Origin of the sequence: Paenibacillus sp. FSL L8-0470 (assembly GCF_038008625.1) — a bacterium.
Classification (GTDB): domain Bacteria; phylum Bacillota; class Bacilli; order Paenibacillales; family Paenibacillaceae; genus Paenibacillus_AQ.
The window spans coordinates 7,124,766-7,144,269 of the sequence record NZ_JBBOZM010000001.1 but is presented as its reverse complement, the minus strand read 5'-3'; the positions used below and the strand labels follow the sequence as shown (position 1 = coordinate 7,144,269).

The following is a 19,504-nucleotide window of genomic DNA, read 5'->3' as shown; positions in this document are numbered from 1 at the left end:
AAACGTATCTTGAAATGATAAGGAGACGAGCACAGGTATGGGCGAGATCGTTAGGCATGATGTGAATGAGGAGTATGCATTCTCGTGATTGGTGGAGGCGGGGGACGTTGTGTTTCTCAGCTTCTGTGTAGGCAATGTGGAGGATATCCGGGTGATTATGGATGATTTGCAGGACAATCCCAAAGGAAAGAATGATTAAAGGATGAGAGAGCGGCCCCTAGGCAATCGGAAGATTATTCGGGAGTAACTTTTACCTTTCATGAAAATATATGTTATCGCGTTGGGAATATCTAAGCATTGAGAGAATTATTTGGCATTTAGAAGTTGAATATATTGAATCGACATTTTTATTATTGAATTTTGGAAATACATATATACTTGTATTATTAAATGTCGAGGGTGATTTTGGTGGCTGTGAAAAAAAGTGAGGATATATTAAATAAACCAGAAATCGATGATTTAGTACGTGCAGTTGAAGAAGCAACCAGAGCGACTGTAATGAGTACTACAAGATTCATAGAACCAGCAGGGAGTACTTTGAGCAGGGCTATGTCAAAACGAAATCATATTGTATTTGGACGTAGGGGATCAGGTAAGACTAGTTTGCTTTTAAAGGCCAAACGAGACTTATCTCTAAAAAGAACACCTGTTGCTTTTGTCGATATGGAACAGTTTAAGAGTCATAGTTACCCAGATGTTTTAATTAGTGTATTAATAGCTACTCTCGAATCTTTTAAGGAGTGGGTTCAAGAAGTTGGTTTGAATTCTACGAATAAAATTTCATGGTGGAAGAAAGTTTTTGGAGCACAGCCTGAGCGATCTCCTCTAAATAAAACGAAAAGTGGACAATTAGTAATAAATTTAAATCAACAAATTGAAAATCTGAATACTATTTTACATTCCGAAGATGAGGCGGACCTTAGTTATAAATGGTCATCTGGTGACTCGGTAGAAGCTGAAAATACCGGAGAACTTGGGGTGGAGTTAAAAGGGATTAAAGCGGGTGTAAACTCAAAAGAAACAAGAAAAAATGATTCTAATATAGAAGTAACTGAAGCTTCTCGTCGATCTAAGGTCAATTATTTGCATAGACATATGCTTGACTTTCGAAAATTATTTAAAGAGATTTCAGATTTAGCTGGTACTGATGCATTTTTGATGTTAGATGATTTATATCATATAAGAAGATCTGATCAAGCAAATGTACTTGATTATTTTCATAGAGCAACAAAAGGAAATCAGGTATGGTTAAAGGCTGGGACGATTCGTCACCGCACAGACTGGTATCTTCATAGTGATCCGCCTAAGGGTTTAAAACTTGGTGATGATGCAGATGAAATTGATCTGGACATTACTCTTGAAAAATTCTCAATTGCAAGAACTTTTTTATCAAGCGTATTACAGGAAATAGCTGAAGAGGCAGGCTCGCAAAACCCTCGAATCATTATGGCAGAAAGTGCCATGGATCGATTGGTACTTGCGAGTGGCGGGGTAGCAAGAGATTTTCTAACTATTTTTCGTAGATCAGTAGAGGTAGCAAGGGAAAGAGGTGGAGGGTTTAGAGGACCTAAAATAGGAGCTGAGGATGTCAACCGTGCTGCTGGTGAGCATGACTCTTCAAAAAGAGAAGAATTAAAAAGGGATACGAACGATGAAAGAGAGAGACTTGAAAAACTTTTTGAAAATGTAAGAGAGTTTTGTTTTAATACGGGTACAAATTGTTTTTTGGTAGAACGTGATTGGAATCAAGATGGAGCGAAAGATATAGAGGAGTTAGTTGATCTTCGACTTATTCATCGAATAAATCCAAGGGTTACTGTTCGAGATAGAGCTGGAAAACTTTATATTGCTTACATGCTAGATTTAAGTCAATATACAGGCGACCGTAAACGTCGTGGATTAAATATGATCTCCTTTTGGTCAAAGGATGGTTCAGATCAGTTAAGAAAAGCTAGTCTGATTTTTGCTGAGAGACCTGTATCTGGAAAATAATCTAAAGGCACCTAACAGGTGCCTTTTTACATACAGTTAGACTGCCAAATAGATTAAATAACTTAACGTTATACTCTTCAACTTCGTTGGATAGTGTCGGTATATGCATTCTAAGCTTTGTTTCTACTATGCCTGGTCAAGATATTCATTATCTGATCCCCAGAGCAGCAATAACTTCCCGATTAATCTTAGTGAGTGCTGCTATTTCCTCTGTACTTCTATCACTGATCAAAGTCATATGTTCATCTAAAGCCTTACGGCGGTCAGCTTCATCCTCAAAACGAAAAATTTCTACAGCCGGAACTTGGAAGGCGGCTATTATTTTCTCCAGAGTTTCCAAAGAAATGTTCCGGTCTCCCCGTTCTACTCCACCTATGTAACTGTAATGAAGCGATGCTGCTTCGGCCAGTTGTTCTTGGGTCCATCCTTTTGCCTTTCTGAGCTCTCGTATCCGATTTCCTACACTTTCTGGTAAATTCATGTCATCACCTCCACTTAAGGTTAGAAGAGGTACACTGACCATTACAGATCATCAAGTGCAAACTTATTATTTGATTAATTGTACTTAAAAGTACTATTTATATTGACCAAATATAAAATCGGCTATACAATTAACTGAAAATGGATAAAAAGGAGGCCCCAACCGTGCGCCCTTCCATTCTGAAATCACTGAAGCCGGATATTATAGTTGAAATGCTGGAGATGGCTTATCGCTTCGAGGATTGGGACAAGATGCTGAATACGGCGGGTATTCTGTACAGCTATGCGCAGTGCATCTATGAGGAACGGCAGTATCACAAGGCTAAGAAGCTTCCGGTACCGATTCTGGATACAGAGCGTCCGCTGGTCTATTATTTCGGGTTCAGTCACCTGATGCGGGGCATCGTTTGCCAGAAGCAGGGGAAGTATGATGAGGCCAGAGAATCCATATACCGCTATGCCGAGCTGGGCTGGATGGAGGATTTGGGGGAGGAAGGGCGGGAGATTGCCGAGGAGTTCCGGGTTCTGGCTCGTGCCAACTTATACATCGTGGAGATTCTGTCCGGCAAGACGGAATTGCTGGAGGGGTATGCGCGATTCTTGCAGGATAATCCCGAGGAGCTACTGCCAGGGCTTGGGACTGTTTTGCAGGCTGCGGTCCAGTATGGGTTTGATGTGGATGATCTGCTGCATACTTTCGCGGAACAGAGTGCCGGATTTGGGGAGTATGAGGATGCAGGCAATATCTCGCATTATTACAGCTATTGTTATCACTTGGCGTTATACCATAGGCGGGAAGACAGACTGCCAGAGGCGCTTGACTGGACTATGAATTGCCTGGAATTGGTTGACCGTTCAAACGGATGAGCAGATTAAGCGCTATCAGGATATTACAACACTCGGAACAATTGATAACCACCTCCATAAACTACAAAACCAAAGAACCTCCCACCATTAGCACGATATTTACTTAAATTTGTCATAGAGGATAAAGGATAGACTCTGGTTCAATGAGGTGGCGTGTGGTATATAGTAGAGGGACATTTTCCAAGGTAGAGGAGCGAACAGGAATGATTGCATTGATCTTGGCTGCGGGGTATGCGACCCGTCTCTATCCGTTAACCAGGGATACGCCGAAGCCGCTGCTGCCGGTTCAAGGAAACCGTACAATTCTGGATCTGCTGATTGACCGTCTGGAGGTACTGGAGGAGATTACGGAGATTCTGATTGTGACGAATGACCGCTTCTTTCATGCTTTTGAGCAGTGGCATCAGCAGTACAGGGGGCCGAAGCCGATTCGTATTCTGAATGACGGAACCTCTTCTCCAGAGGGACGGTTAGGAGCGATTGGCGATATCCAGTTTGTCATCGGGCGGGAACAGCTGCAGGAGGATTTGCTGGTGCTGGCGGGCGACAACGTGCTCGGCTTTGGCCTTGAGGGGTATCTGAATTATTTTCATAAAGTCGATAAAGACTGCATTCTGGTCCGGACAGTGGACGATATTGAGGAACTGCAGAGTGTTGGCGTGGCAGAGCTGGATGCACAGAGGCGTGTCCTTTCTTTAGAAGAAAAGCCGCAGTCACCCAAGACGAACATTGGCGTATTTGCACTCTATATCTACAAGCGATCTACATTGCCGTTATTCTCCCGTTATCTTGCCGATGGCGGCAACCCGGATGCGCCGAGTTATTTTCCCGAGTGGCTGCATTCCCGCCAAGAGATGCGGGCCTACTATACGGAGGGCACGATTGATGATGTGGGCACCCCGGAAGCTTATGCCCAGATGCGGGCTAGACTGGGGAATGCCCAATAGGAACAAGGTTAATCTTCAAGCTGTAAGCAGTTCATCCTGTAGGGGATGGACTGCTTTTTTCATATGCCCAGCATGGGCGTCAGCTCTTGGGGAGAAGTCCCGATCGGGGGCTTACTGCTTATCGCGGATTAACTTTTACCTGCGAGCCTTTGCCGCTGGTTTGGATACCGCTTTCCTTCAATCCGGCTTCCTTCAAATCGCCCAGCAGCCGCTCCAGCACAGCCTTGGCTGCTGCCGCCTCCTTCGCTCCGTTCGCCTTCACGACTAGCTGCACCGGCTTGCCGGAGCGCAGATGCTTGTCTGCCTGGCGCAGCTTGGTATCGTAGTCATGCTCTTCGATGTGAGCGGTGAATCGAAGCTCCTTGACCTTCCCGCCGCCGCTCTGGCCGGCGGCATGTCCAGCGCCCGCTTTGCGGGACGCGGCTTCCTTCTGCGCGGCAGCTTTCCCCTTGCCCTTAGCGATCAGGCTGCAGGGAGGGGGGCTGCTCATCAGCGAGGTGCAGACGAGGTCTGCACCGGCAGAGCGGGCCATCGCCAGCGCCTCCGCTCGTGATAACGTGCCGAGCTTCTCCCCCTTGAGGCCGGTCAGCACCACCTCGGATGCTTTGATTTGCTCGTTGATGAATACGGCCATGGAAACGGGCCCCTCCTTTGTAAACAATGTTAAACCTATTTTATACGAAATGAGGCTGCGGTTCACCTATACGCTGAGGTTGATTTTATTATCTAAACGGTTAGAGTAGAATTAAACACTTCTATGCGATTATCATTGATTACATTTTTGAAATAGCAGACTAATCCGGGAGGGTAAACTATGGACAATCATTGGATGAACCAACTAACGCTTTGGCATGAGGCGGATGAATATCAACAAATCGTCGACAGCATTATGGAGGTTCCTGCACAAGACAGAGATTATGCGGTCATCGGCCAATTGGCGAGAGCGCTGAATAATCTGGAGCGATACGAAGAGGCGCTGGAACAGCTTTTGGCTATTGCCGGGCAGGGAGCGAATGATCCGTTATGGCATTTTCGTGCGGGGTATTCCTACTACTATTTGAAACAATATGAGGAAGCTGCCAGAGCCTTTAAAAAGGCCGACGAACTGGATCCCGGAGACCAGGATACGCTAATGCTATTCAATTGGAGTGTACGCGGTGCCGAGAAGCAGAAAAGGGAGCAGAAGCGTTTTGCGGCTGCACAAATGGCCAAGGAACAGAGCGGTGATAGCAACTCCTTTGAGCCAGCGGATTTCTCGGACTTTTGGGAGAACAGCGATTATGCTTTAAAAGAATATGTATCCGAGCCGCCGACGGAGGAGATGATTGCCTCAGTGGAGCAGGAGCTGGGTTACAAGCTGCCGGCCTCCTATATCGAACTGATGAAGCTGCAGAATGGGGGAATCCCGCAAAACACCTGTTTTCCTACCGGGGAAGCAACTTCATGGGCGGAAGACCATATTGCCATTTCAAGTATTATGGGAATCGGGCGGGAGAAAAGCTATTCACTGTGCGGAGATTTGGGCAGCCGCTTTATGATTGAAGAGTGGGGGTATCCGGACATTGGGGTGGTAATTTGCGACTGCCCATCTGCCGGCCATGATGTAGTAATGCTGGATTACCGTTTATGCGGCAGAGAAGGCGAACCTGCGGTTATTCATGTCGATCAGGAAGGCGATTATGAAATTACGTTTCTGGCCGGCAGCTTTGAGGCCTTTATCCGCGGATTGGTGAATGATGAGGAATATGATTATGATGTGTCTGAGGATGACAGGGATGATGGGCTTACTCAGGAGGCAATTGAAGGAGGAGACCAGTTGAAACCCTTTATTCTGGTAGAGCAGGACAACGGCGGCATGTCAGTCATCTTAAACGCAGGCTCTTATAAAGCCGAACTATTTCAGACACGGGAAGACGAGGGCTTCGAAGGGAGCGGTTATGACTGGGCTTCCCTGGCATCTGTCTTTCTGGAAGAGAAGATGCCCCAGCTCTCGGACAGCATCCATTTTGACCCCGAAGCGGATATGTTCTGCGCGTATTCCAGCAATAGAGAGGCTGTGCAGAGCTTTGCAGCGGGCTTCAAAGCAGCTTGTGAGGACGACGCTCTTATCCGTGACTTATTCTCCCGTGCAGAACTCGATTAGCTAAACTTATTATTAAGAAGGAATGAGAGCCGCTGCCAAGCGGCTTTTTTAAAAATATAAGAATTTATATGTTTCAAACGATAACTTGTCCTTCTATTTCTCGCTGAAACGGCTTTGCCGTCCTTAAAAAGGACGGCAAAGCCGTTTCCACTTGTTTATATCAGTTGAACCAGAGCGTCTTCAAACTGGGAGAGCTCTGGAAGCAGGGATTTAGTAATGAAAGCAGGGTCCCTAAAAGCCCGCAGCGGGTTCGTTTGCTCGTAAAGGACTCAGGAGGCGCTATGGAGAGTAAAACCCCTGTTTAATCTCTTTTGCGGACCCAGCCGACCTTATCTGCTCTGTATTCTTTCTAAAAACGGCCATCATGGAGAAATAACTGCGCTGGAGTCCGTTTTCCTACTATAAGAGGCTAAAAGCCCCAATTAAGTGCAACTCGGTCCGTTCGTGCTCTGAGCCAGAAATACACTTTCCGCATGCACACACACGCCTTCGGAAAAAGAGCGAAGTCTTTGAAACACCGAGACGGGGTCTTGGCGGGTGAAGGGGCCTGAATCCAAACATTCACCGCAGTTGCATATTATGCCGGATCGGTAAGTCTAAAGTTCAACTTATTTAGTTAAGAATTCTATACCTGCTTAGTTTTGCCAGCTAGTTGCGCTTTTTGCTGCTGCATTCCGCAAGATGTTTGTGGGATGACGAAGGGTGCTTTTCGGTGTAAAACCTAAAAATATGAATTATGATTAGTCCATAAGAAAAATAATACGGCCCAAAAGTTACATAAGACGGCGAGGAGAGATGAATGGTGCTTGGACTATCCTTCGGGAACGGGATCACGCTGATACACTTCGAACAGCAGAAACCCAGGTTGTTCACTGCCGGTGATCATCTGGATTGCAGGTATATCAGAGCCTTCTTCAAAAGACAAGGCATGACGGCGACTCAATATATCGAACCTAATCTATCTAACATATATGATACAACTGCAGATATTGCTGCATTGGGGAATGAAATCATTGCACTTCATGTAACACCGTCAAACTACCGGTTATGTAAGCGGTTGACCTCCACCCTTAAGGAGCAGGAGGGCCGGAACCGGGTCATTTGGTTTGGTAATCTGGCAGCGGTTATCGGTGAGGAAGTGTTCGGGGAAACAGAAGTGGACGGTTTAGTAAGGTGGAGTCCTGAACGGACGCTCTCCCGGCTGGTGAATACAGAGGTAGAGGGCTGGTCTGCTGTGAATGGATTTACATCCCGGGCCATGGTTGGCAGAAAGCCTGGTGGAGATTCGCTGGCCCTTCCCGCGGAGGAGGAAGCCGCGGCTGCAGCAGGCGTCATGGAGCTGGATGAGCTGACCGGGGTATGGGAGGACATGTCAGACCGGAGGCGGGCGGCGATGCTGTCAGTGAAATGTGCGGATCAGCTCGGCAATCCTCATTATGTTGCCCAAGGGATACGGAGGCATTCTCCGGAGCGGCTGCAGCGTGATCTGGAGCTTGCGGTCCGGACATCCAGACAGACGGCACCCGTCATTACTATTGAGGGATTCGACCTGATCCGGGATGAGGCGCAGAGAGAGCAGATTCTGGAGGTTCTGGAGGAAGCGGAGTTCAAGGCCGGATATAAGCTGACTGTTCCGCTGGAAGCCTGTACATATTCAATGCTTGAGCGATTTAAACAGTGTGGGGTAGAACAACTCCAGATCAAGGTTCCCCTGGGCACCACGCCGGATGCCTTCCCGAAAGAAGAAGCAATTAATTATATGATATGGCAAAGGCAAACCAGTCAGCCGATGACCTTCTCCGTTACGCTTACCGATGACGGAAACCGGGAAGCAGACCCCAGCCTTACGGCGGAGCTGCTGCACAGATGGATCACTGAAGGAGTGATTGAGGCGGTATCTGTACGGGCAGAACCGATGGACCGGGCCAAAGCCATTCAGCCCGTCATTCTCCCGGAAGCCTTAGCCGTTGTAATGCTTGAGCATCTGACCACAGAGCAGCCTCCGTTCTTATTAAACGAGTATACGGCCTATATGACCGGATACTATCCGCAGCAGGCGATCGGCGGCGGGGTCAAGCATATCGGGCTCACAGAACCGCTAGAGGAAGAAGTGCCAAGTAACTATTTTGGGGAGTACACAGCCCTCAATAGCGCACTTATATACGAATATAACCAAGTATACAGGGGAGAAAACCCGAGTTATATCTATTATGATTCCGATGGGGTATGGAAGCGCAGCAACCGGAGATTTGAGGAATTGTCGGAGGCTGCTGACAAAGAAGAATACTATTTATCCAATGCTCATCAAGTGGTGCAGACGGAAGGAACTGAATATATTCTGCAGCTGAATGACTTTCTCCAGGTGGAGCCGATCCGCATCCGGCAAATGGGCTATTCAGAAGCGGCAACCAGGGAACGGGATAGGAACAACGTGGAGTTCCAGATGCTAAGGATAACATCCACTGAAGATCTGGAGGCCTATCTGGAGGATGTGGACCATTTCAGCCGAACAGGGACCTTCCGGCACGGATATGAAATCCAGTCGTATCTGGTGGATAGCTGCCGCTGGTCGGGAGCCCAGACTTGCACAGTGAAGCAGCTTCCGAGGCTGTTCGTAGACGGCAATCAGGCGGTATCCGGGTGCAGAGGCTGCGCCGCTATCGGCACTCTGGATGATTCTATGGATAGGTTGCTGCTGCAGACTGCGGTGGTCTCGGATCGGGAGCAGCTAGTAAGAGGCTGCGCGACTTGTGAAATCAACGCTTCCTGCACCAAATGCAGTTTCCTGCCCGCCTACATGAACCGCCAGCAATATTGTAATATCCGCAAGAAACATAACACAATGCACTTATATATGCAGACCATTGAAATGCTCAAAGGGCTTAACAAATATTCGCAGGCTTTAGACGGTCTTAGTGTGGACAACTTCCGGATGTCGCTGCCAACCTGCACACACAAATACCCCTATGAACGAAGGGGAAATGTCCGCTCGGCAGTCGCAGATACCGTACTTTTGTTCTTTATCGGGGAAACTCCGGCGGTCTACCAGACTAGCAGCCAGAAATTACTGAGGTTGAGCGAGCCCATGGCACTGCTGCTGGAAGGAATGATGGCGGGCGCCAATCGCTTTGAATTGAAGCAGGCCCTTAGGGACCGCTACCAGGTCGAAGAAGAACAAGCTGACCAAATCATATCCCAGGCTACAGACTTATTTATGCAGGAGGGATGCCTGAAACATCCTGTCGCAGTTTTGTGAACGTAGCTTGCCACCTCACAAGCCTACAGCCCTATGGCTGTAGGCTTTCATAAATCCGAAAATAACAGTTTCTTAGTTATACATACATGGACTAACAAGTATATAGAGACGGCCTGCCGGGAATCGGATATGTTCTGCTCTGCCATTTAACCCGAATTTAATTGATGTAATGGAGGAAACAGCATGGGACTACAGATTAATGGATTAATGAAGCAATATGGGAACAACCGGGTCATTCACGATATTACCATTGATGCCCCTACCGGCAAGGCTTTTGGACTTCTGGGAGGAAACGGGGCAGGTAAAACAACGACCATCCGTTCCATCCTCGGATTAGTGGATTATGATGCGGGAGACATTCTGTGGGAAGGAATACCGATTCTCGGTAACCGTCCTAGCATTGGATATTTGCCGGAGGAACGGGGCCTCTATCCTAAGGAAAAGGTTAGTGAACAGCTGGTTTATTTCGCCAGACTGGAGGGCATGTCACGGCAGGCGGCTATAAAGGCCATGAAGCATTGGCTGGAGCGGCTCGGAGTCGCAGAGCATGAGCATAAGCGCGTAGAACAGCTGTCCAAAGGGAACCAGCAGAAGGTGCAGATTATCTCTGCCCTGCTGCATAACCCTGAGCTGATCATTCTCGATGAGCCATTCAGCGGCCTCGACCCCATTAACTCGGATATGCTTGCGATGATTGTGAAGGAGCAGTTGTCCCTGGGAAAGACCATGATTTTCTCCACCCATCAGATGGGGCATGTAGAACAGTTCTGCGAGGATATATGCATTCTTAGGCACGGAAGAATGATAGTATCGGGCAGCATAGCAGACATTAAACGCTCCTATGAGCGCTGCAACGTGCTGCTGCGCAGCGATGAAGATCTCAGCCGGCATCTGGTGGCAACACATCTTCAGCCGCTTACCGCAGATGCAAAGGAATGGCAGATGAAGGTGCGGGATGAGGATGAGGCCAATGAGCTATTGCTGCGCTTAACCCAGATGGGCATCCGGCTGCTGAAATTTGAGATTAAAGAGCCAACACTGCATGAGATATTTGTGGAAAAGGTAGGTGAAGTGTCATGAGGAATTTTGGTCTGGTATTTGCTTACTCCTTCAAGGAACGCTTGCGTTCCAAAGCCTTTACCTATTTGACACTGATTATGATTGTGGCTGTGGCTGCACTTGTACTGGTTCCAAAATTAACTCAGGGTGACGGGGATTCCGCGAAGGGCGAAATTGATGTGCTGGATAGGACAGGAGCCATCCCGAACGCAGATAGTTTCAAGGAGAACGTATCAGCTTCCTATGACTGGCGGATGATCACCGAGAATGAAAGGGCCGGGGAGCTGAAGCGTCTGGAGGAGAAGAAATCACTTCTTGGGATTGTTCAGATTGAGAATCAAGGCAGCCAGCCGGTTCTTTCCTTAACCGTAAACAAGGCGGATGATGCTCCTTATATCCGTGAACTGAACAGCTACGTTCAGAATCAGTATACGATATTTCAAATTCACAAGCTGGGCCTGGGACAGGAGCAGCAGAAGCAGCTGACCTCAGCAGTTCAGATGCAAATACAGGAGATGGAGGCAGGAAGCAAATCTTTAACTGCCACGTATTGGCCGGTCTATATGATGACGTTCATGCTGTATCTTCTAATCTACATGTTCGGAAGCAATGTAGCGGTATCTGTATCCGTAGAGAAGGGCTCGCGGGTCAAGGAGATCCTGATTACGAAGGTTAAGCCGGTGCAGCTTCTTTTCGGCAAGGTGTTTGGCGTCGGCTTGGCAGGCATTCTGCAATTTGCCATTATTGTTGGCGCGGTTTACCTCATCCTGACGATGTCGGGTACGGGCGGGGTGCTGGAGCTGTTCGGCATGCCGGTGGATTTCTCCATTCTGGGCGGAACCACAATTATGCTGTTAACTCTCTTTTTCATTCTCGGTTATTTCTTCTTTGCTGCCTTGTTCGCGGCAACTGGATCGATGGTTAGCCGCAGCGAGGAAATCAACCAGGTGACGCTGCCTATCTCGATTTTGCTTATGGCAGGACTCATTGTTGCTATGTTAGCTATGCTGAACCCTGACGGCACACTGGCAGTGATAGGCTCATACATTCCTTTCTTTACCCCGTTCGTTATGTTCGCAAGAATTGGTGCCTCAGATCTGACAGCCTTGGAGATTGTAATTCCGACGCTGATCCTGTTCGTATCTACCCTGGCTGCTTGCTGGCTGTCGGCGAAGATTTATCAGGTGGGTGTCCTCCTGTATGGACAGAAGCTGAATCCTAAACTGCTCTACAAAGCTATAAAGGCCTTATAGAGGGGGGATGAGAATATGGGAAATGCAATGAAAACGGAGAAGCTTAAACCGGGCAAGGCACAGTGGAAAGAGCGCCCGATCCGTGCCGTGGAGGGCAAAAAGCTGCTTGGACAATGGGCAATGGTGACCGGCGCCGGAAGCGGGATAGGGGCGGAAATCGCTGAGCATTTTGCAGAGTCCGGCGCTTCTATAGTGCTCACGGAGCTGCCTGAATTTCTGGAGAATGCCGAGAATGAGGCTGAACGGCTTCAGCGCCTATACGGTGTTGAGGTGCTGTGCAAGCCCCTTGACCTGCGCAGCGTGGAGGACATCAAGCGGTGTATACGTTCTATCGAAGAACAGGTGGAGAGCATCGATATTCTGATCAACAATGCAGGCGTGAACCTGCTGTCGCCTGCGCTGAGTCTGAGCGAGGAGCAATGGGATTTCGTCGTAGATATTAATCTCAAGGGTACGTTCTTCCTGACCAGAGAGGTCGCGAAGACGATGGTCCGCCATAAGCGGGGCTCCATCATTATGATAGCTTCCCATGACGGTGTAGTAGGCAGTGAGAACCATGCGCCCTACAGCGTTAGCAAGGCAGGACTGATTCATCTAACACGGTCCCTGGCTGCTGAATGGGCAAAACACGGGATTAGAGTCAATGCGGTGTCCCCAACCTTTGTCATTACCGAGTCCAATGAGCAGGAGATGGATGATCCTCAGTTCCGGCGTACGAACCTGCCGCGTATTCCGCTCCGCAAGTTTGCGGTACCGGAGGATATTGCGAATTCGGTACTGTTTCTCGCCACAGATTCCGCAAGCATGATCACCGGGCATAATCTGGTGGTCGATGGCGGTTGGACTGTAGTTTAACCTGTGGTTATCCTGGACGCTCTCAGCGCCTGATCTCTCCTCCATCCTTTTCAATCAGACTCCAGGACCAAATCTATTACGAGGATGTGTTAAGCATGCAGGTTAAATCTATGGATTGGCGGTCGGAGCATGAACTTGAGGAAGAGCGGCTGGCACTGAAGTATCATTCCAATTCCAATGTGAATCCGCAGCTTGAGGTGCTGACCCGTTCGCGGATGAAAATGCTGAATCAACTGTTTGCCCAGAGGAATGTTGAGGTGAAGCCCGCAAAACGTTATTTCTCTTCTCCTTCCTTCGGACTGCAGAAGAGCGAGCTGGCAGAGCATCCGTTCATGATGAAATTGCTTGTCCATCTGCAGGAGCTTCAGGTCCAGTCCAGACCGTTTCTGGATTATGAACCCTTAAGAGAGCTGGGCGGGGCCAAGCTGAACGGTCCGGGGCTGTATATCTTTTCGAGAAGTCCGGTATCCGGCAGGCATGAGCTGTTCTACTGCAATCCGGCAGAAATGGTCGTTCAGCGAGTGAAGGAGACAGACCCCGGCATTTGGAACCGGCTGTTCCATTCCGATCTGATCCAGGGAACGGCGGAGGCAGCCGTATTTGTAACGGCCAAAATCCAAAGCTCCATGAAGTTGTTCGGAGAACGGGGGTACCGGCTCAGCTTGCTGGAAGGCGGGCGGTTAACGGAGCGTTTATCACAGTGCACCCATAAATTCGGATGGAAATTCCAGCCTGTCGCCACTTTTTATGACCGGGACGTTCAGGAGCTGCTAGAAATAGACGGGCATTCTGAAGTGGTGCTTTCCTGTCTGATTCTGGAGGAGGTGAAGTAGATGTACCAATACAAATTTGTCAAAGTCGATTTAAAGGGAATCCTGCAAAGCAAGCCTGAGGAGGATTATCACGAACTTATTCATGAGCATGCCCGTGAGGGGTGGAAACTGTTTCAAATTTTCGCTCCGAATACCTATGGATTCGGAACTGCCGCCTTTTTGGAATTGATTTTTGAACGTTCGATCACTGACTATCACTGAAGCTTTGAGGCATATTCCTGAACCGGTAACCCGGTGTACGGGCTCGGCCGCATAATGGCCGGGTCCTTATTGTGCGACAGTGGAAGCAGGGCGGTTTTGACAAGAATACCCCATGTTATACCACTCAGAAGAAGGAAATACTAAGAGAATATAGAATACCCTTCTATTAGAGGAATCTGCTTGACGCGTGGCAACTTTGACGTACCCCATGATGCGTTTAGGAGACCGAAATTGATTGGGGGCTTCTGAGGATGGATGGCTGTGCAGAAATGATAGAGCTGGAAATCAGAGCGGGTTTGCGGTCGTTTTTTACCGTGCCGCATTTATTGGAGCAAGGAACAGCCTGTGTGGAAGAAAAACTGCGGGAATCACTGCTGTTCAGTAGAATGACAGTGCTTCATTACCGGGCGTTTGGCGGAAGCGGTAAGGCGATTTACCGGACCGCCGCCGCTGTGGAGCTGATGATCCTGAGTCTGGATATCATTGATGATCTGCAGGACAAGGATAACAAAGAAACGGTATGGAGCCGGATGAGTCCGGAAATCGCCCTGAATATTGCCCTTGGGCTGTTGACGCTTTCCCAGCAGATGCTGTTGACCAGCGATTTCCCGGAGGAGCGGGCAAGCGGTGCCGCGCGGCTGATGAATGAGCAGGTGCTCTCTGCCATTAATGGCCAAACAACAGATCTGCTGAACGATATTGAGAGCGAAGAGGAATACATAGAGATGGTAAGGCAGAAATCTGCCGGTCTGCTTGTGGCCGCCTGTATGATTGGAACACTGCTGGCAACCGGCGAAATCCATGAAGAGGTAAGGAAGTATGCGGAGGAGCTCGGAATAGCAGCTCAAATGAAAAATGATATCCGTGACCTGCTGAACTGGGACAACAAAAATGATTTCTGGAACCGCAAAAAAACACTGCCGACACTGTATCTGCTTCAGTCCATCCCGGAGGGAGAGGGCTGGATCACTGATTATTTTGAGGCACGCCTGGAATTGGAGGAGGTGGCACACCGCAAAGAAGAGATTGAGCGCATTATCGAGCAATCGGGAACGTTCCTGTATTCTTCTATCCGAATGAGAACCCACTATTATAATTATCTGGATTTAGTAGGCAAGCTTGGGCTTGCCCCCGTCTGGCAGGAACAGATGCTTGCGATGGCAGACTGAGTCAGAGGGTACCGTAAAGCCCGCTACAAACCGCCACAAATCACCGCAAAAGCCCGCAATCACACCGCAATTACATTTGCGGAAAGTACTAGTATGGTTGTCGTTTCCAGTTGGGACAACACCTGATATATTGAATTCAAGAGGAAGATCTCTTATAAACCGATTGGGGGAATGTTAAATGTTGAAGGAAATGGTTCAAAAGTTGATGGCAGATCCAAGTGCGTGGACTCGTGTACAGACTGGACAACTTCAATTGGCGGGAATGAGTGAAACTGAACATAGAGCATTTATTGACGTGCTGGGCAGCAAAGAGGGCAAAACTGAACCCCGCATGGCAATGTATTGGACTTAATCTAGCTTTATTTGGAGGAAACCGGATTGTCGAGAAGAATGAACGTTACCGCTTTCTCAGTCATTGTGATTATCCTTGCCGTCTACCTATCCCAGAGCATATTGCAGCATAGAATGATTGGGACTGATATCGAAAAGGATGGCCAGGGACGTTACGTGGCGGCAGATACACCTGTCGGTTACTGGGGATATGGAAAGATTCTTCCGGGCGATATTATAGAAGAAATTGATGGAAGATCCGCCTCTTCAGTTCAGTCTATTAAGAGATTTGATGTAATAGAAGGGGCTTCCACCATCACTTTGAACCGGAATCAGCCTGATGGCGGTCAGGAGAGAATCACACTTGTTGTAGCGAAGGGAATTGGATCTGAGAACCTGCTGCTGGAATTTATTTTGCCGTTATCCTCCGTGCTGTTATTCGCCGGATTCTCACTGTTTGTTTACAAGCGCAAGAAAGAAGACAAGGCGGCTATATATCTGATCCTGTTTTTCTTATCGACGGGTTTTGCCTACTTCAGCGCGGCTTCTTCGGGGCGAGCCGATATTCTAGGCAACATAATCTTCACTGCCACCTTCGTCCTAGTCCCGGTATTTTTCCTGCAGTTTCTCAACCGGTATTTGATACAGTATCAGGAGCCTCTGGTTCCTAGAAACTGGTTTATCGGTATCTATTGTATTGCGGGTGCGGTTGTCACCGTGCGGGTTATCACAATATTAACGGGTTACTACTTGCCTTTCTTTATAGAAGTATCACCCATTTTACCTCTCTTTATCTTAACAAATCTCTACACTATTTATAAATTGATTCAGAAATTTGTGGTACACCGCCGGGATTCACTGCGAAATTTATTTAAGCTGACCTTGCTGGGTCATTTGCTTGGATTTATGCCGTTTATCCTGTTATTTGGCGTGCCTAGCTTATTTGGTATAACTCTGCTTACTCCGCAGGTGGCCTCAATTTTTCTATTGGCAATTCCCGTAGTGTACTTGTATATGTTCACTACAAGACAGCTGTTTGATATTGATTTTGTTCTGAGCCGTTTTCTTTACCATATTATTATTGCGTTTATCCCAACTTCGCTAATTACCACCTTCGGGATTCTGATTACCCAGCAGCACAATTATACGTGGGTTCGATGGGTACAGTTATTTCTGATGGTGTATTTTATTGTTACGATTCTGTTATTCAGCAAGGAGTATGCCGATTTTCGGTTCAGACCAAGTTTTAACAAGAACCTGTACAGCTTCCAGGGAAGCCTGGACCGGTTCTCTACCCGTATTTCGCGGGTGATGAAGCGGGCCGACCTGGAGCGGTTACTGGAGCAGGAAGTACTCTCTATATTACTGGTCAAGAAAGTGGCCTTTCTGGAGGTAAACCGAGAACTGGGTCCCCGGGGAAGCTCAAAGTCAGACTCCGGTTCAGTGCCTATCTCTGTAATTTCTGCCCTGCGGGATGCTGCTCATAAACTGGCCGTTGGGGAGACTATGGCCGTTCCTTCAGGATTATGCGTTGTTATGGGGCAGAAAGGCTCTACCTTTCACGTCCTCTGGCTGGCGGATAAGGAGAATCGTACCAAATATAATCTGGATGAATTGAGCTGGCTGAAAACCTTGGCTAATTACAGTGCCATCGTGTATGAGAATCTATATCTGATCGAAAACTTGATTGAAGATCTTGAACAGGAATTTCAGAAGCAAAAGGGAGCTTCACCGTGGGTGATGCGTCTGATCTTTAATCTCTCGGAGACGGAACGGCGCCGGCTGGCTGCCGACCTGCATGATTCGGCGCTGCAGGACCAGCTGATCTGGTACCGCAAGCTGGAAACGGTCATGCTCGACCATCAGATGCCGGAGGATATCTATCACGAGCTTGAGACTGTACGGGAAGGCCTGCTGGATGTTATCCACCAGATTCGCGAGACCTGCAATGAGATGAGACCGCCGCTGCTTAAGGAAATGGGCATTGTCGAAGCGCTCGGGCAATTGTTCGAGCAGGCTCAGATCCGTTCAAATTATGTGATCAATTTCCAGGTAACGGATCATATAACAGAATTAAGTGATGAACAGACATTGGCGCTGTTCCGCATCGTTCAGGAACTGCTGCGCAACGCCAATAAGCATGCCAAAGCTACAGTGGTTGAGATTGGACTTGAGCAACGGGAGTCGATCCGGCTGATGTATAAAGATAACGGGGTTGGGATGGAACTCGGCGAATTGAATGATTCCTACCAGCACATGGGTCTGTCAGGCATTAAGGAGAGAGTGCGCAGTCTGGAGGGCGAAATCTTCTTCCAATCGGTAGTCGGTGAAGGACTTGAGGTCTGCATCACACTGCCGCTGGAGTCAGCAAATATGACAAGAGAGGGTGGGGACGATTTAGATGATAAAAATCTTGCTGGTTGATGACCATCCTTCCGTGGGTGAAGGAACCAAAAATATGATTGAGCAGGACCCGGAGATGAAAGTCACGGTGATTCTCTCAGCGATGGAGGCACTGGAGCTGGTCAAGTCGGAGAGCTTCGATGTCATGCTGTTTGATCTGAATATGCCGGTAATCAGCGGTCTTGAGCTGACCAAGCGGATGATGAGCGTCCAGCCCGAGAGCCGGGTGTTAATCTATACAGGGTATGAGATCAGCCCGAACTTCAACTTGCTGATTGACTCCGGCGTATCTGGCTTCGTGAGCAAGACAGTTACCCGCGAGCAGCTCCTTAACGCGATCCGCTGCGTTCTCCGGGATGAGGCAATCATTCCGGTCTCCCTGCTGAGGCAGCTGCGGCGCAGGGATATCCGTCTCAATGAGTCCAAGGAAGAGAAGATGCTGGAGGAGGTATCCATTAACGAACGGGAGCAGGAGATACTGCAGGAAGTGTCCAACGGGAACAGCAACAAGGATATCGCTTCCAAGATGCTGATGAGCCAGCGGACGGTAGAATATAACCTGACGCGTATCTTTGAGAAGCTGGGCGTCCGTTCCCGCGCCGAGGCGGTAGTGGAAGCCCGGCGGCTGAAGCTGATCAATTTCAATGATTTTATGTAAGGAGATCATCCCTCAGTGGAACGAGTCCAATCCACCTCTTCAATGAATTCGATGATCTCCCCGTTCGGGCTGTGAACGAGCGCATTTCGCACAATGAGCGCGGGTTCACCGAGCGACAATTGGTCGGGCTCTATACAGGCCTTTGCTCCATGAGCAAGGGCTTTTTGATATGTTTCCCGGGCATTGCCGACATAGAAGGCCAGATGCAGCAGCGCACCGTGAGCAACATCCTCTTCGCGCTTCGCTTTTTTTCCTTGAGCCGCAATCACCGCTTCATCGTCAAAAAGCTCAATGCAGGTTCTTTGATCCGGTGAGAGCAGCATGCAAGCCTCGTTGATCTTGAAAGCAGGCAGACTCCAATGATGCGCCACCTTGAACTCTAACACTTCTGTATAAAAAGCAAGTGTTGCCTGATAATCCTTCGCTTGGATTGCCACATGGGCAAGGCCTTTAATACTCACATCTAATCTCCCCCTAACTAAGATGCAATTAATTATAGGGGAAAGAAACATTGAATTACATACGAATAATAAGGGTTTTATAGTAAAATGATTATTTATTATAAGGTTTTTCAGCTGGAAAGCATTATTATATTAAAACTTGCTCAGGAGGTGCCTATATGGAGTATCCAATGGATGAAACTGATAAACAGATTATGCAGTTGCTGCAGCGTAACGCACGGATGCCTGTGTCCCAGATCAGTAAAGAAATTTCTATGTCCCAACCCTCCGTAAAGGAGAGGATCATCAAGCTGGAAGAGCGGAACATCATTTCCGGGTATACTGCGGCGTTTAATTTAAATAAGCTGAACCGGGGCACGACTACGTTCATCCTGCTCAAAACAGAATATTGCCAGGAGCTCGTTGATTTCTGCGAACAAGCCTGGGAGGTGACGGACTTGTTCCGCATCAGCGGAGAATACAACTACCTTATCAAAGTGCAGACGGCATCCATTGGCGAACTGGCGGAATTCCAGGACTCCCTGATGAAGCTTGGACCCTCCAAGTCGCATATCAGCCTGAAAAATATTTTGGAAAACCGGATTCTGCTCTAGAGCA

18 protein-coding genes are annotated in these 19,504 nt (G+C 48.2%); 15 read left to right on the top strand and 3 right to left on the bottom strand.

Annotated features, from left to right (window positions below; translation table 11 throughout):
• The first annotated feature begins 408 nt into the window (after positions 1 to 408).
• On the top strand, positions 409 to 1,992 hold the full coding sequence (locus NST99_RS32550) for a hypothetical protein (protein ID WP_341097244.1): 1,584 nt from the start codon (positions 409 to 411) through the stop codon (positions 1,990 to 1,992).
• Positions 1,993 to 2,140: 148 nt separating this feature from the next.
• Here the strand turns inward: NST99_RS32550 and NST99_RS32545 are convergent, their stop codons facing one another.
• Positions 2,141 to 2,473: a helix-turn-helix domain-containing protein gene (locus tag NST99_RS32545; protein ID WP_341097243.1), complete on the bottom strand. Its 333-nt coding sequence runs from the start codon at positions 2,471 to 2,473 to the stop codon at positions 2,141 to 2,143.
• 140 nt (positions 2,474 to 2,613) lie between these two features.
• Here NST99_RS32545 and NST99_RS32540 point away from each other — a divergent pair, with 140 nt between their 5' ends.
• Positions 2,614 to 3,339 carry a DNA-binding protein gene (locus NST99_RS32540; RefSeq protein WP_341097241.1) on the top strand — a complete coding sequence of 242 codons (726 nt, stop codon included), beginning with the start codon at positions 2,614 to 2,616 and terminating at the stop codon, positions 3,337 to 3,339.
• Positions 3,340 to 3,542: 203 nt separating this feature from the next.
• Complete coding sequence (locus tag NST99_RS32535) at positions 3,543 to 4,286, top strand: sugar phosphate nucleotidyltransferase (protein WP_341097240.1); 744 nt, start codon at positions 3,543 to 3,545, stop codon at positions 4,284 to 4,286.
• Positions 4,287 to 4,404: 118 nt separating this feature from the next.
• Here NST99_RS32535 and infC read toward each other — a convergent pair whose 3' ends face one another.
• Complete coding sequence (gene infC, locus NST99_RS32530) at positions 4,405 to 4,920, bottom strand: translation initiation factor IF-3 (protein WP_341097239.1); 516 nt, start codon at positions 4,918 to 4,920, stop codon at positions 4,405 to 4,407.
• A gap of 180 nt (positions 4,921 to 5,100) precedes the next feature.
• Between infC and NST99_RS32525 the strand changes: the two genes are divergently transcribed.
• From NST99_RS32525 to NST99_RS32475, 11 genes are all read left to right on the top strand, one after another.
• Entirely contained in the window at positions 5,101 to 6,429 is a 1,329-nt protein-coding gene (locus NST99_RS32525) for an Imm51 family immunity protein (RefSeq protein WP_341097235.1), read from the top strand.
• Between the two features lie 799 nt (positions 6,430 to 7,228).
• Entirely contained in the window at positions 7,229 to 9,685 is a 2,457-nt protein-coding gene (locus tag NST99_RS32520) for a hypothetical protein (protein WP_341097233.1), read from the top strand.
• A 183-nt stretch (positions 9,686 to 9,868) separates the two neighbouring features.
• Positions 9,869 to 10,765 (top strand): ABC transporter ATP-binding protein, encoded by an 897-nt coding sequence (locus NST99_RS32515; RefSeq protein WP_341097232.1) that lies wholly within the window; start codon positions 9,869 to 9,871, stop codon positions 10,763 to 10,765.
• Positions 10,762 to 11,997: an ABC transporter permease gene (locus tag NST99_RS32510; protein ID WP_341097229.1), complete on the top strand. Its 1,236-nt coding sequence runs from the start codon at positions 10,762 to 10,764 to the stop codon at positions 11,995 to 11,997. The genes NST99_RS32515 and NST99_RS32510 overlap by 4 nt, the downstream gene beginning before the upstream one ends.
• A 15-nt stretch (positions 11,998 to 12,012) precedes the next feature.
• On the top strand, positions 12,013 to 12,852 hold the full coding sequence (locus tag NST99_RS32505) for an SDR family NAD(P)-dependent oxidoreductase (protein ID WP_341097227.1): 840 nt from the start codon (positions 12,013 to 12,015) through the stop codon (positions 12,850 to 12,852).
• 95 nt (positions 12,853 to 12,947) lie between these two features.
• Positions 12,948 to 13,685 (top strand): hypothetical protein, encoded by a 738-nt coding sequence (locus tag NST99_RS32500; RefSeq protein ID WP_341097225.1) that lies wholly within the window; start codon positions 12,948 to 12,950, stop codon positions 13,683 to 13,685.
• Positions 13,686 to 13,886, top strand: coding sequence for a DUF4177 domain-containing protein (locus NST99_RS32495; RefSeq protein ID WP_341097224.1), 201 nt, complete (start codon positions 13,686 to 13,688; stop codon positions 13,884 to 13,886).
• A gap of 251 nt (positions 13,887 to 14,137) precedes the next feature.
• The gene (locus NST99_RS32490) at positions 14,138 to 15,055 is read left to right on the top strand and encodes a polyprenyl synthetase family protein (protein ID WP_341097221.1); all 918 of its coding nucleotides are present in this window, start codon (positions 14,138 to 14,140) and stop codon (positions 15,053 to 15,055) included.
• 178 nt (positions 15,056 to 15,233) lie between these two features.
• Positions 15,234 to 15,407 carry a competence pheromone ComX gene (comX, locus tag NST99_RS32485; protein ID WP_341097219.1) on the top strand — a complete coding sequence of 58 codons (174 nt, stop codon included), beginning with the start codon at positions 15,234 to 15,236 and terminating at the stop codon, positions 15,405 to 15,407.
• A gap of 26 nt (positions 15,408 to 15,433) precedes the next feature.
• On the top strand, positions 15,434 to 17,809 hold the full coding sequence (locus tag NST99_RS32480; protein ID WP_341097216.1) for a sensor histidine kinase: 2,376 nt from the start codon (positions 15,434 to 15,436) through the stop codon (positions 17,807 to 17,809).
• On the top strand, positions 17,787 to 18,446 hold the full coding sequence (locus NST99_RS32475; RefSeq protein WP_076113545.1) for a response regulator transcription factor: 660 nt from the start codon (positions 17,787 to 17,789) through the stop codon (positions 18,444 to 18,446). Before NST99_RS32480 ends, NST99_RS32475 begins: the two co-directional genes overlap by 23 nt.
• A 5-nt stretch (positions 18,447 to 18,451) precedes the next feature.
• Here NST99_RS32475 and NST99_RS32470 read toward each other — a convergent pair whose 3' ends face one another.
• Positions 18,452 to 18,907 (bottom strand): VOC family protein, encoded by a 456-nt coding sequence (locus NST99_RS32470; RefSeq protein WP_341097215.1) that lies wholly within the window; start codon positions 18,905 to 18,907, stop codon positions 18,452 to 18,454.
• A 158-nt stretch (positions 18,908 to 19,065) separates the two neighbouring features.
• Between NST99_RS32470 and NST99_RS32465 the strand changes: the two genes are divergently transcribed.
• Positions 19,066 to 19,500, top strand: a complete 435-nt coding sequence (locus NST99_RS32465; protein WP_341097212.1) for an Lrp/AsnC family transcriptional regulator — start codon at positions 19,066 to 19,068, stop codon at positions 19,498 to 19,500.
• The last annotated feature ends 4 nt before the right edge of the window (positions 19,501 to 19,504 follow it).